Annotated in this window: 14 protein-coding genes; 2 read left to right on the top strand and 12 right to left on the bottom strand. The window is 44.4% G+C overall.

All coding sequences use genetic code 11. The annotated features are described in order from the left end of the window. Window positions 1-2: 2 nt before the first annotated feature. From D6D85_RS04370 to D6D85_RS04330, 9 genes are all read right to left on the bottom strand, one after another. Window positions 3-344, bottom strand: a complete 342-nt coding sequence (locus D6D85_RS04370) for a 30S ribosomal protein S17 (RefSeq protein WP_125670851.1) — start codon at window positions 342-344, stop codon at window positions 3-5. After that, complete coding sequence (locus tag D6D85_RS04365; RefSeq protein ID WP_125670850.1) at window positions 341-604, bottom strand: ribonuclease P protein component 1; 264 nt, start codon at window positions 602-604, stop codon at window positions 341-343. The genes D6D85_RS04370 and D6D85_RS04365 overlap by 4 nt, the downstream gene beginning before the upstream one ends. Next, on the bottom strand, window positions 601-804 hold the full coding sequence (gene rpmC / locus D6D85_RS04360; RefSeq protein ID WP_125670927.1) for a 50S ribosomal protein L29: 204 nt from the start codon (window positions 802-804) through the stop codon (window positions 601-603). Before rpmC ends, D6D85_RS04365 begins: the two co-directional genes overlap by 4 nt. Beyond that, window positions 767-1,483, bottom strand: a complete 717-nt coding sequence (locus tag D6D85_RS04355) for a 30S ribosomal protein S3 (RefSeq protein ID WP_125670849.1) — start codon at window positions 1,481-1,483, stop codon at window positions 767-769. The genes rpmC and D6D85_RS04355 overlap by 38 nt, the downstream gene beginning before the upstream one ends. Continuing rightward, on the bottom strand, window positions 1,480-1,950 hold the full coding sequence (rplV, locus tag D6D85_RS04350; protein WP_373695741.1) for a 50S ribosomal protein L22: 471 nt from the start codon (window positions 1,948-1,950) through the stop codon (window positions 1,480-1,482). Before rplV ends, D6D85_RS04355 begins: the two co-directional genes overlap by 4 nt. Before the next feature lie 165 nt (window positions 1,951-2,115). Continuing rightward, on the bottom strand, window positions 2,116-2,760 hold the full coding sequence (locus D6D85_RS04345; protein WP_161969684.1) for an amino acid ABC transporter permease: 645 nt from the start codon (window positions 2,758-2,760) through the stop codon (window positions 2,116-2,118). Continuing rightward, on the bottom strand, window positions 2,744-3,487 hold the full coding sequence (locus tag D6D85_RS04340; RefSeq protein ID WP_125670846.1) for an amino acid ABC transporter ATP-binding protein: 744 nt from the start codon (window positions 3,485-3,487) through the stop codon (window positions 2,744-2,746). Before D6D85_RS04340 ends, D6D85_RS04345 begins: the two co-directional genes overlap by 17 nt. A gap of 2 nt (window positions 3,488-3,489) precedes the next feature. Beyond that, window positions 3,490-4,158, bottom strand: a complete 669-nt coding sequence (locus D6D85_RS04335) for an amino acid ABC transporter permease (protein WP_125670845.1) — start codon at window positions 4,156-4,158, stop codon at window positions 3,490-3,492. Window positions 4,159-4,162: 4 nt separating this feature from the next. Beyond that, window positions 4,163-4,987: an ABC transporter substrate-binding protein gene (locus tag D6D85_RS04330; RefSeq protein WP_125670844.1), complete on the bottom strand. Its 825-nt coding sequence runs from the start codon at window positions 4,985-4,987 to the stop codon at window positions 4,163-4,165. A gap of 81 nt (window positions 4,988-5,068) precedes the next feature. Between D6D85_RS04330 and D6D85_RS04325 the strand changes: the two genes are divergently transcribed. Further along, the gene (locus D6D85_RS04325) at window positions 5,069-5,479 is read left to right on the top strand and encodes an ACT domain-containing protein (protein ID WP_125670843.1); all 411 of its coding nucleotides are present in this window, start codon (window positions 5,069-5,071) and stop codon (window positions 5,477-5,479) included. Between the two features lies 1 nt (window position 5,480). On the opposite strand, the gene D6D85_RS04320 is transcribed toward D6D85_RS04325, so the two are convergent. Beyond that, the gene (locus D6D85_RS04320; protein ID WP_125670842.1) at window positions 5,481-6,407 is read right to left on the bottom strand and encodes a hypothetical protein; all 927 of its coding nucleotides are present in this window, start codon (window positions 6,405-6,407) and stop codon (window positions 5,481-5,483) included. Between the two features lie 32 nt (window positions 6,408-6,439). Between D6D85_RS04320 and D6D85_RS04315 the strand changes: the two genes are divergently transcribed. Further along, window positions 6,440-9,007 carry a DNA-directed DNA polymerase I gene (locus tag D6D85_RS04315; protein ID WP_125670841.1) on the top strand — a complete coding sequence of 856 codons (2,568 nt, stop codon included), beginning with the start codon at window positions 6,440-6,442 and terminating at the stop codon, window positions 9,005-9,007. Here the strand turns inward: D6D85_RS04315 and gatE are convergent. Both gatE and gatD read right to left on the bottom strand, forming a co-directional pair. After that, on the bottom strand, window positions 8,990-10,876 hold the full coding sequence (gene gatE / locus D6D85_RS04310; protein ID WP_125670840.1) for a Glu-tRNA(Gln) amidotransferase subunit GatE: 1,887 nt from the start codon (window positions 10,874-10,876) through the stop codon (window positions 8,990-8,992). The two genes, D6D85_RS04315 and gatE, sit on opposite strands and share 18 nt — an antisense overlap. Next, window positions 10,873-12,204 carry a Glu-tRNA(Gln) amidotransferase subunit GatD gene (gene gatD / locus D6D85_RS04305; RefSeq protein WP_125670839.1) on the bottom strand — a complete coding sequence of 444 codons (1,332 nt, stop codon included), beginning with the start codon at window positions 12,202-12,204 and terminating at the stop codon, window positions 10,873-10,875. Before gatD ends, gatE begins: the two co-directional genes overlap by 4 nt. Window positions 12,205-12,253 lie beyond the last annotated feature (49 nt).

Here is a 12,253-nt window from a genome sequence, read left to right as displayed (position 1 = left end):
TTCTACTTGTTCAAAGTCCCGATCACCACATGGCTGACGGTCTTTGCCAGTCTTCTAACCTCTGCTATTCTCACCTTATCCCCCTCTTTCACAGTTATGCAAGGAGGTAGATGAGCATGTATCTTTGATGTCCTCCTCTCATACCTGTTGTATTTCTTGGAGTAAAGGAGGTACTCCACGAGAACTGTGACAGTTCCTGTCATCCTAGTTGAGACCACCTCGCCCTCAAGAATTCCCTTTCTTAAACTTATTTTCCCATGCCAAGGGCAGTTCTTATCATTGCATTCAGAAGAAGGGGGATTTACATCCCTAACAATGTAATCAGGGAGCTTTCTCAGGCTCATATCCTTTTCACCCTCTCCTCAGGTCTTCCTATCAACTTTGTGCCATAAACATCAAAGACACCATCATCAAGCTTCATTCTGAACACCCTATCCCTTTTCTCCACCTTCTTTCTTCCTCTTCTTGTGTCAAGTATTAAAAGGTTCATCGTCTCATCCACAACTCTCCCCCTCATCCCAATTTCATATGGATTTGGCGAGAACACAACTTCCACCTCCAGACCTATTATCTCATGATACAGTATGTTGCTTCCCTTCCTCATCTTGTTATTCCTCTCTCCCTCAACACAGTGAGAATTCTTGCAATCTCCCTTCTTATCTCCCTTCTTAAGTGAGTTTTCTCTCCTCCAGTTCCTCCTGTTGAGAGCTTGTACCTCTGCAGGAAGAGCTCCTTTCTCAGCTCACTTAACCTGTTAAGCAGTTCCTCATTGCTCATTTCCCTCAGGACTGACATTTTCTTCATGGTCAACTTTCTCAACCTCCTCCTTTTCCTTCTCCGCCTTGATCCTCTCGAGGATCTCGGCTATCTTCTCCTCTTTTATCAGAACTCTATCCGGCATCGATTCTATCGGCTTGACCAATCTAACTCTGACTCCCATCACTCCCTGAGGGAGAAGAATGTGCTCAACGGCGTAATCGACATGGCTCATCACATCCTCGCCGCACCTGTAAATCACTCCCGCCCTAAACCTCTCCTCCCTAGCCCTCTGGCTTCCAAACTTTCCTGCTATTTTTATCTCTATTCCCCTTGCTCCAGAGGATAGGGCTCTGTTTATAGCCATGAATGCCACTCTTCTGTGTTTCTCGCCCCTCATTATCCTAGATGCGATGAAATGAGCTATTATCCTAGCTGAGAGGAACGGTTCCTCAACTTTCTCAGCCCTTATGTAGGGATTTTCAAACCCAAATCTCTCCTTAAGGATGTCTGTTAGCTTTTTGCTTAGCTTTCCGGATTTCCCTATAACTATCCCAGGTCTCTCCACATATATAGTTATTATCTCCCTTAGGGATGTCTCCACAAGCTTCACATCATGAAATCCAGCCCTTTCCAGATATTTGCTAAGAAACTCCTTCAGAGCAGCTTTTCTCCATCCCTCCTGAATTATCCTCTTGTAAACAGGAAGATTCTTGCTGACGCTCATCCTCTCTCCTCCACAACAACTTCAACATGAGTAAGCTGCTCTATCCTAGGGGTAGCTCTTCCCATTGCTCTGTAGAATATTCTTCTCAGCTTTGGTCCCTGCTGAGCAGCCACATGCTTTATATAGAGGGAATCCGCATCTAGACCCTTTTGTATTGCATTGTACTCCGCATTTGTCAGAATTTTGAGCATCAACTTTGAGGCCTTCACGGGATATCTCCCTATCTTCCATCCAGAGAGCTGTTTTCTGTGGCCTACGCCCTTCTTATACCTTTTGAACGGTATGGGCCTCTTCATAGCAATTACCTCCTCTAGCAGAGCCTTTGCCTCAGATAGCTTCATTCCCTTTATCGCTCTGGCTAGTTCCACCATCTCCTTGAAGGAGACTCTCAGGTCTCTGCCTGATGCTCTGGCTTCATTCTCCCTCAGCTCAGCTCCATAAGAGTAGCCGAAGTCGGGCAATCCAATCACCACACACCACATTTATCCTTATACCCTGTCCTGTGGAACGAGAATTAAAATATTTTCCCCAGAGGGTACAAATGTATAAAGTAGCTGCAGGCATGATCCTTTCAATTTTGAAGCATAGACGTTGTTATAAATGAACTTCACAACAATTTTTCACCTCAGAAATTACGGTGGCACTCGAAATCTTTTTTCTATTATTTTGAATATGTATGTTGCAATTCCCTCGATTGCGAGATACGTTATGGCCAGCGCAGAAAATATCTCCACAGATCTAAAGTATATAGAATTAAAAGTCTTTGATACAGAAAACATCTCCTGAACTCCTATCGCAAAGGCCAATGAGGAGTACTGGATCATGTATGCTATCTCGTTTGATATGCTCGGAATGGCCCTTCTGATGGCCTGAGGAAGTATTATGTACAGAATTTCTTGGAACTTTGTCATTCCAATAGATCTGGCTGCTAGCGACTGTCCTTCCTCCACAGATAGAATGGAGCCTCTCACGTACTCAGATATATATGCTCCGCTACAGAGCACAAAGCCTGTTACTGCAGCCCAAAACGGGGAGATATATATTCCAACCTCTGGAAGGCCAAAAAACAGGATGAAAAGTGTGACTAAAAGGGGAAATCCTCTGAAGACAGCTGTTATAGCGAAGGATATTGATGAGATTATTCTTCCACCATATACCCGCATTGTTCCAAGGAGTAAGCCCATAATAACTCCCGCTGGCGCTGCTATGAGCACCATCTGCAGTGTTGTCAGCAGACCATTCAGCAGAGATCCCAGAAATTCAACCCAGAAATCCATTTCCTCCACCCAACCTGAGAAATCTGGATGCCAGCTCGTGCTTTGGATTTGAGAGCAACTCCACAGGAGATGCAGCATGAACTATTCTTCCATCAAACATGAAGAGCATCTCATCAGCCACTTCTAGGGCGAAGCTCATCTCATGAGTCACGATGAGGCTTGTCATGCCCGATCTAGAGAGCTCCTTTATCACCTGAAGTACCTCAGCTGCCAGATTCGGATCTAAGGCGGATGTGGGCTCATCATAAAGCATTAGGACAGGATCCATCGCCAAAGCCCTGGCTATTGCAGTTCTCTGCTTTTCTCCTCCTGAAATCTGTGATGGATACCTGTTCCACAGATCCTCCCCTATATGCACCATTTCCAGAGCCTCCTTAGCTCTTCTCAGGGCTTCTTCTTTCGGCATCTTTTTCACTTTCGTCAGCCCTATCATGACGTTTCCCAATACAGTCAAATGGTTGAATAAATTAAACTCTTGAAATACAAATCCAATTTTCTGCCTCACCTTACTTATATTCGTGTTTGGGCTTGTTATCTCCTCCCCCTCCAGGAATATCCTGCCTCTATCCGGCTTTATAAGCAGGTTTATGCACTTGAGCAGCGTGCTCTTTCCAGCCCCGCTCGGTCCTGCTATAACCTTCGTTTCCCCTTTTTCCAAGCTAAATGTGACGCCATTTAATGCTTTTACATTCCCATAGCTCTTATATATATTTTCCACCTCGAGCATGGCTACACCCCAATTGATCCAGGTATTCTAAGCCTCTTATATGCCGTGTTTAGTATTCCCGTTCCTAAATTGGTGAGAAGTATGAAGAAAATGCCAGCAAATAGATAGGGAAGTAAGGCCATGCCTGTTGCTATCGCTGTATATCTAGCCCTTGTTAGAATTTCCATCACGCCAAGGGAGAAACATATGGCTGAGTCCTTCAGCATTATGGCGTATTCATTGGCCCATCCTGGAATAGAGATCCTCAATGCCTGAGGGAGTATTATATAAAGCATTGCTTGCCCCCTTGACATTCCTATGGACATAGCTGCAAGGAATTGGCCCTTCTCAACAGACTCCATTGCACTACGAAATATCTGTGATTGATATGCCCCGCTCCTCAATCCCAGCACTAAAATGCTGGTCTCAAGAGGATCTAGCTTAAATCCAATTGAGGGAAGCAATCCCCAGTAGAAGAGGAACAACTGCACGAGAAGAGGAACTCCTCTGAAGAACCAAAGGTATGGCTCTATTACATATCTGAGCGTTCTTCCACCATATACCTGGCCTAGGGCGACAGGTATCCCTATGATGAATCCAAGGCCAATACCTCCTCCCACTAAGCATATCGTCCATAAGGCTCCTTCTGCTATAAAGGGAATGTAGCTGAGGAAAAAAGAGTAGGAGGTCATCTGCTCACCCGAGGCCCCATTTATCAAGAAGCCTGTTCCAATCAGGGCTGTTCATCAGCTCCTCTAAAGCGCTGTTGATCATGTCCCTGAGCCATTTGTCCTCAGGCCTAGTGGCTATCGCATAGCATTGAGGTGCGCCCAATGTCTCAACGACCTTCAGTTTACCTGCTAGTTCCGGATTTTTCTTCAGATATGGCTCGAAAAATGCAGAATCTGTTATCAATGCAGTTGCCCTGCCATCAAGAAGTGCCTGCAATGCAGAGACATAGGAATCCAAGCCCAGTTTCTTGAAGTTGTATCCCTGAGAGATCAATCTGTTGGCCCACTCATCTGATGTGGAGCCTGTCTGGACAGCTATGTACTCACCGGAGTTGAGTATCTTCTCAGCAGATCTCTTCTCACCAGCCCTTACAACAAGCTCATGCACATATGAGTAGTAGGGAACAGAAAACCAGATCTTCTCAGATCTAGCAGCAGTGAAGGTCATTCCTGAGGCTATTATATCTATGTCCCCTCTCTCCAGAGCTGTGACTATCGTTGACCAGTCCCACGGCTTGTACACTACTTTCCAACCATATTTTTTAGCTATCAAATTTATTACATCGACATCGAATCCAGCCGGAGTTCCATTTGGCAGCAGAAAGGTGAACGGAGGGTAGTTTGCATCAAATCCATACACTATCACAACCTCCTGTTTAGGTTGTTCCGTGAATTTTCCAACAGTGTATGCACATTTCTGTTGTTCCGGTTTCTTGTATCCTATTCCGAGAAATAACCCGAGAAGGAGGCCTGCTATTATGCAGACAGCTGCTATTTCTATTTTTCCCACTTCTTACCCACCTCCCACATTGGTGGGAGAAATCGCTTGACTTTATAAGCTTTTCCCCTCAAATCCCTCATAAGTGGGACAATGGGGACTGATATATATGATTTCGTAGTTGTTGATTCTAAAAGTAGGATAACAATACCTCTCAGGATAAGGAGGCTGCTCGGGATAAGGGAGGGAATGAAGCTCATGATAACAGCCAACTCCAGCAGAAAGGAGATAAGGATAATTCCCCTTGTTGGAGTTCAGGCAAAGGTGAACAAGTTGAGGGTATTGATGGCCGACAGGCCTGGTGTTCTGGCCAGAGTTGCGACCATATTGGCTGATAACAATGTAGACCTCCTTTTGACAGAATCTAGGACTGTCAGAAGAGGAGAACTTGCCGAATGGGTGATAATAGCAGACTTAACTAATTGCAAAAGCATATCTGAGCTTGTTGAGGAGATAAAAAAGCTGGATTTTGTGAAAGAAGTGGAGATATCGGAGATAGACTGATTTACCCCCTCTTATTCTTCCTGATCTTCCATGCTACAAAAAGCCCTATTAGAATGGGAGGTATCATGGCGACAAACCATAAGAGGATCTGGTTTGGAGGAGGGGCTATCTCAGAGAAGTACACCTCTATGTCCTTTCCCATGAGGTTCGATGAATACTGCCATTTTGCCTCATTCCATATTATCTGCTTTGGTGCAGGGCTTCCTCCTGTTATGTGGAGCTGCTCCGGAAATGCGACATCAATTATGCCGACAACATCTTTGGGGAGAAGTGTGAGAATAGGAGATAGAGATATTGCTTCATAATCCCCTTTCTGGATGATATATCCTTTCAGGGATGACAAGTTTGCTTTAACAGCATAGTTTATATTTATAGTTTTGCCGATTGTGGTAGTGTAAAAGGTCAGGTTGTACAGCTTTATGTAGGGATTGTTCATCTGAGCATCTGCTTGGACGATTATCATCGTCCCATTCTTGCCCACATCATATCTCACATTTGTTATGACGATTCCATCAGGGAAAATGAAGGTCATGAGCGTGTGAAGAGTTATAGGACTTATTATACTCTTATTTATCAAGTAGCTGACAACTGCCTTCTTGTCCTCCAGCGTTGGTATTATAGCCATCCTCGCAACGCCTGTTTTCTGAGGTCCTATTATCAATTCTCCGCTGTAGTAAAGCTCAGGTATCAGAGGAGCTCCCACAACTCCCTGAACCCACTGCAGATCCTCCTGATGTATTATCCTGATTATGTCAGAGTTTAGATATGCTGAGAAGTCATCCCCAAATTTTATCCCAATAGTTGAAACATTTTGTGCTGCGAGAACAGGCTGAAGGGTGAAAATGACCAGCATCAGCAGTGTTATTGCATGTCTCAGGCTTATCACCCAGTGACAACAGGTCCACCATATATAAACTTCCTTAGGCATCCTTATATTCTCACACCGACATCTAATCTGAGATGTCGATAAACTCAATTTCAGTCTTGAGCGAAGCTTCAGCAAGTTCTTATGAGGAAAGACCATCTGAAGAGGGGAAAATCCTATATCTGATCTCTGTTATCTATGATGGAGAGAAGAAAAGCGCTGTTCTCAGGTTTTACAATCCAAACACAGGGAAAATGGAGTTTATTCAGGATAAAACAGGTCATAAGCCATATCTTCTCACTGATGCTAGTCCCGAGGATGTTGAGAGAATTGTTCCTGAGAACTTTAAGCACAGAGTTCTTAAAGCAGAGAGAGTTGAGAAATACGATGTTTTAAGCGATAGAAAACTGGTTTTGACAAAGGTGGAGGTATCAGATCCCCTTGCCATAGGTGGAGCGAAGCCAAAGGATCTGAGAACCATGCTGAAGGAGGCCGGCTTTAATGTATGGGAGGCAAATATAAAATACTATGATAGCTACACTTATGACATCGGCCTCATACCCGGGATGCCGTACAGGATAAAGGGAGATCAAATAGAGCCAGTTGCAAGCATGAATGAGGAGGAGAAGAGGGAGATAGAGAAGATATTCGGGGAGGAGGGGGAGAAAGTTCTGGAGATAGCTTTTGAAATGGCCTCGATGCTGAGACATCCAGTACCAAAGATGAAATGTGCAGCCATAGATATAGAGGTAGCAGCACCTGCTTTTCAAGTTCCATCCCCTTCTGAGCCAAAAAGACCCATAATAGCTGCAGCCATAGTTGGAGATGATATAAAGAGGGTTTATCTGCTGAAAAGAGGCTCTGATGTTGTGTTAAGTGAGGACTTTGAGGTGATCCAGCATGAGGACGAGATATCTCTTATAAGAGAATTTATTAATGAAATAAAGAAGTATGCAGTTATATATACATTTAATGGAGACAACTTCGATCTCCCCTATCTAGCAAAAAGGGCCAAGGAACTTGGGATAACTAACACCGGGATAAGGCTTGAGACCGACAGAGCTCTGCTTGATGAGGGAATTCACATAGATCTCTACAAACTCTTCAGCAATAGATCGATACAGGTATATGTTTTCAAGAACAGGTACCTTGGATACACACTGGATGAGGTGTCTGAAGGCCTTCTCGGGGAGAAGAAAGTCGACATAGGATCTCACGATATAGCGAATCTCCCTCCTGACAAGCTCGCAAGATACTGCATTCAGGACGCAAAACTTACCTTCTCTCTTGCAAATCTGCTGGATAATGGACTTCTCAAGCTCCTTTTCATCTTCTCAAGGATATCCAGGATGTCGCTTGAGGAGGTATCAAGGCATGGGATTTCTCAGTGGATAAAGAGCATGATATACAGCATGTACAGAAGGAGGAACTGGCTCATACCGAACAGCGAGGATGTGACAAGGATAAGGGGATCTAAAACGTTTAGCAGAGCTATTATAAAGGGGAAGAAATACATGGGAGCAATAGTCTTGGCTCCGAGGCCTGGAGTTCACTTTAAGGCAGCTGTACTTGATTTTGCAAGCATGTATCCCAGCATAATAAAGAGGTGGAGGATAAGCTTTGAGACGATAAACTGTCCTCATGAGGAGTGCAAGATGAACAAACCTGTGGAGGAACTACCTCACTGGGTGTGCAGCAAAGGAGTAGGAATAGTCCCGGAGATAATAGGGGTTTTGAGGGATCTGAGGGTAAAGATGTATAAGAAGATGGCAAAAAATGAGAGGTTCAGTGAGGAGGAAAGAAACTGGTTTGATACCGTGCAAAACAGCTTAAAGGTTCTTCTGAATGCTTCATATGGTGTTTTTGGATTCGAGGAATTTCCTCTATATTCCCCACCTGCAGCTGAGATGATAACAGCTATAGCGAGGAAGGCCATAATGTCAGCTGTCAGAGAGGCTGAAAACATGAGCATGAGCGTTATATACGGGGATACAGACTCCCTTTTCATAGAGGATGCCCCAATAGAGAAGCTACAGGAGCTTGAGAGGAGGGTGGAAGCTAGTTTGGGAATAGACTTGGAGCTTGACAAGGTATACAGATATGTAGTTCTCTCCAAGCTCAAGAAGAACTACTTGGGCGTGACCGAGGACGGCCATGTTGATGTCAAGGGTCTTTTGGGGAAGAAGAGGAACATACCTGATATAGTGAAGAAGGCCTTCTTCGAGACGTTGGATGAGCTCAGCAGGGCTAGAAACAAGGAGGAGTTTGAGGAGAGCAAGAAGAAGATAGGGGAGATAATAAAGAAGTATGTGAATAGGCTGAGGAGCAGGGAATTTGAGATGGAGGAGGTCTGCTTTAGATCAACACTAAATAAGAGGCTTGGGGATTATGTGAAGACCACTCCTCAGCATGTTAAAGCAGCTAGATTGCTCGAGGAAAGGCTTAACATGAGGATAGTGCCTGGAGATGTGATATCATACGTGAAGGTGACTGGGAGGGAGGGAGTGAAGCCCGTTGAGCTAGCAGGCAAGCAGGAAGTGGATGTGGATAAGTATATAGAGATAATGAGGAGCACCTTTCAGCAGATACTTGATGCTTTAGACTTGGATTTTGACTCTCTTGCGAAGGGAAAGACATCAGAAAGCTTAGAGGGATTTCTGTGATATCTCCTTCTTGATTCTTTCTCTGAGCTTGGAGCTCACTATTCTTCCATCCACCTTTCCCCTGACCTTCTTCATCACCTCGCCCATTAGCATGCTGAAGGCTTTTTCCCCAGCTCTCATCAGCTCATCCTTGTGCAAGGATATCACATCATCTATCAGCTTCTCCAGCTCCTCCTGGCTCATGCTATATCTTCTTGCTATCTCCTTGACATCAGCATTCGGATCTTCTGCCAGATCTCTGATCACATTCTCAACAGCTTCCTTAGCCAGAGCTCCTTGATCAACCATGAGAAGTGTCTCAATGAGCTTGTCCTCCGGAATTAGCTCCACCTTAACCCCTTCTCTCCTCAGATATTTCATCATGGATGTCAGTGTGCTTGCTATAAATCCTCTTGAAAGGTTTTTGCACAAGCAGGATGTCCTCTCAAAAAGCTCCACCTTCTCCTCATCAAATATCTCCTCAGCCTGATCTCTGCTTATCCCATAGGACACCAGCCTGCCTATTATATCCTCTGGAAACTCCGGTTTCCATCCCTCCAGTGCTTTGAGAAATGGATAGGATAAGACGGGAAGTACATCTGTCTCAGGATACATCCTAGCAGATCCGGGCATCGGTCTCATGAACTCTGTATTTCCGTCCTCCAATGCCCTTCTTGTCTCCTCAGGAACCCCTTTGATGGCATATCTAAGCCTATCAGCTACGGATTTTAGCGCTATCTCAGCTGTTCTTCTATCGGATATCACTAGAATGAATCCATCCTCCTCTCCTATTTCCAACCTCTTCCTGATCTCAGCCACAAGATCTGAGCTTATTCCGTAGTTAGGAAGTTCATCTGAGTGTATTATTCCCTTAACGCCGGCAAAAACCTTTGCATAACTGGCAAGCTCTGTCCCAAGCCTTCTTCCTGGCTGTATCTCTCTTCCTATCAATCCTTTCATTTTTCTGGCATATATTGCAAATGCAGATCCGCCAGAATCAATAGCTTTCCTCACAAATCCTTTTTCTGCCCTCTTTAACACATCAGTAAGGTCAAAAAATCCCCCTATATCCTCCTCTGTAATTCCTCTTTCAAGGATCTCATCCCTTATTTTCAGGAGATTTAGCTGTCTATCCACCTCTCTTGATATTACAATAGGGATTAGATCTGGCTCCTGAACTCCTTTTATCTCCTGCCTAGCTCCTCCCTCTATGCTCACATTTATATCCTGTCTTATCGTCCCAATACCTCTCATCACCTTTCCAGTAGCCCTTAATATCCTTCCTATCTTCAAAGCAACCTCTTTTGCCTGTTCTGGACTTTTTATATCAGGATAAGTGGCTATCTCAACTAGGGGAATTCCAAGTCTGTCCAGCCTATACTTGACGAAGTCAGGACCGGTCTCAGCTATGAAAGCAGACTCCTCCTCCAAGCAGAGAGTGGCTATCCTAACATCTCCTTGATCTGTCCTTATCATGCTTTTTTCATCTCCTATAGCGATAAGAGCAGTCCTCTGAAAGCCTGTTGTGTTGCTTCCGTCGACAACTATCTTTCTCATCGTGTGTATCTCATCAACTACATCCATGTTCAGCATTTTAGCTATTTTTATCGCTATTTCAACAGCTTCTCTGTTCATCTCAAGAGGAGGAGATTCATCAAGCTCAACCTCGCATGTTCCATCAAAGTAGGTACCGTACAGAAACTTTCTCTGTCTCAGAAGCTCAAATCTAGCAGCAGGATCTATTGATCCAAGCTCGCTTCTTGAAACACCCATCATTCTCATTATCCAACAATCCGGCTCCATCTCCATCAAGGTGGATGGACAGTTGCAGAAGAGCTTGTGTGTTCTAAGCCTCTGATGTATCTCCAAACCAACTTTAATTTCTTTCATCGCATCACCCAGCACGGAGGGAAATCCCTCATGCTTATCGAGCTTGATATCTCGCCTGCGATGTTTCTAAGCATCATCTCTCTTATGCACTCCATCTCATTGCAGTGACCCAGCACAAACATCAGCTTGACCAAAGCAACCTCGGGAAGCATGTCCTCTCCAGGAATTACTCCGGCTTTCAGAAGAAGCCTGCCAGTTTCGTACACTCTGAGGTTTACTCTTCCAAAAATGGTCTGAGATGTCATAACAACGGGCACACCATCCCTGACAAGCCTTTCTATACTCGGTATTATGCGGGATGGGGTGTGCCCCAGACCTGTTCCTGCTATAACCAGACCTCTGTAGCCAAGAGATCTTATGCTCTCTATTATATCAGGACTCATCCCAGGCCAAGTATAAAGGAGAAACACTCTTTCATCAATCCTTCCATCGAACTCAACTCTCGAGCTCTCATCAGCTTTTCTGTACTTCGACATTATCTCTATCTTTTCCCTTGTGACCTTGGCTATAGGAGGGGAGTTGACTGGTATAAACGCATCTCTTCTAGATGTGTGCATTTTTCTTGCTTTTACTCCTCTTAAAACCCATGCAAACTCATCAGATGGACTTCCATGCATTGTTATCACAACCTCTCCTATGTCGGATTGTGCTGCTACCTTAACTGCAGCTATTAAGTTGAGCACAGCATCAGTAGATGGTCTATCTATGGATCTCTGGGATCCAACAAAAACCACCGGTTTTCTCAAGTTCATCAGCATGAAGGAAAGAGCTGCTGCTGAGTAATGCATTGTATCAGTACCATGCGCTATCACGACACCTCTAGCTCCGCTGTTTAGCTCCTCTGATGCTCTCTCTGCCATCTTTTTCCAGTGACTTGGGGTGAGGTTCTCACTAAACTCAGCGAAAATTGGCTTGTATTTTATGTTAGCGATGTCCGCAAGCTCTGGTATCAGGTCTAGAAGTTCCTCTGGTTTCTCATATGCTCTCACAGCTCCAGTTCTGTAATCAACTCTAGAGGATATGGTGCCTCCAGTGACAATAAAAGGGATGTAAGGAAGATTTTCCCTGAATTCAACCTCTGGTATGGCCTCCTCTCTCTGATATGCTTTCTCCAGAACCTTGATTTCACTTATCTTTCCTATGTTAACGCCTATATTGTATCCATTCGGCAATTTTATTATCACATGTTCATCGTCAAATATGCTTGGTCTAGGCATTATTCTTCCCACAATCTCTCCCTTTTCAGTTATTATCTTAACTAAATCGTAGTCCTCAACGTTATATCTCTCTAGAAGGGCGTATGCTTTACCCGCATAGGACAGGGGCATGATCTATGATGTCGGCTGATGGATAAAAACATGGCTGTTTATAACAGCG

It is taken from the genome of Candidatus Methanodesulfokora washburnensis (assembly GCF_003947435.1).
GTDB lineage: Archaea > Korarchaeota > Korarchaeia > Korarchaeales > Korarchaeaceae > Methanodesulfokora > Methanodesulfokora washburnensis.
The sequence above is the reverse complement of the archived record's forward strand: the minus strand, read 5'-3'. Positions and strand labels throughout refer to the sequence as shown.

Bases quoted from the DNA above. Each gene is read 5' to 3' on its own strand.
- D6D85_RS04370 (WP_125670851.1), bottom strand. From the start codon at position 344: ATGAGCCTGAGAAAGCTCCCTGATTACATTGTTAGGGATGTAAATCCC.
- D6D85_RS04365 (WP_125670850.1), bottom strand. From the start codon at position 604: ATGAGGAAGGGAAGCAACATACTGTATCATGAGATAATAGGTCTGGAG.
- rpmC (WP_125670927.1), bottom strand. From the start codon at position 804: ATGAAGAAAATGTCAGTCCTGAGGGAAATGAGCAATGAGGAACTGCTT.
- D6D85_RS04355 (WP_125670849.1), bottom strand. From the start codon at position 1,483: ATGAGCGTCAGCAAGAATCTTCCTGTTTACAAGAGGATAATTCAGGAG.
- D6D85_RS04345 (WP_161969684.1), bottom strand. From the start codon at position 2,760: ATGGATTTCTGGGTTGAATTTCTGGGATCTCTGCTGAATGGTCTGCTG.
- D6D85_RS04340 (WP_125670846.1), bottom strand. From the start codon at position 3,487: ATGCTCGAGGTGGAAAATATATATAAGAGCTATGGGAATGTAAAAGCA.
- D6D85_RS04335 (WP_125670845.1), bottom strand. From the start codon at position 4,158: ATGACCTCCTACTCTTTTTTCCTCAGCTACATTCCCTTTATAGCAGAA.
- D6D85_RS04325 (WP_125670843.1), top strand. From the start codon at position 5,069: ATGGGGACTGATATATATGATTTCGTAGTTGTTGATTCTAAAAGTAGG.
- D6D85_RS04320 (WP_125670842.1), bottom strand. From the start codon at position 6,407: ATGCCTAAGGAAGTTTATATATGGTGGACCTGTTGTCACTGGGTGATA.
- D6D85_RS04315 (WP_125670841.1), top strand. From the start codon at position 6,440: ATGTCGATAAACTCAATTTCAGTCTTGAGCGAAGCTTCAGCAAGTTCT.
- gatE (WP_125670840.1), bottom strand. From the start codon at position 10,876: ATGAAAGAAATTAAAGTTGGTTTGGAGATACATCAGAGGCTTAGAACA.
- gatD (WP_125670839.1), bottom strand. From the start codon at position 12,204: ATGCCCCTGTCCTATGCGGGTAAAGCATACGCCCTTCTAGAGAGATAT.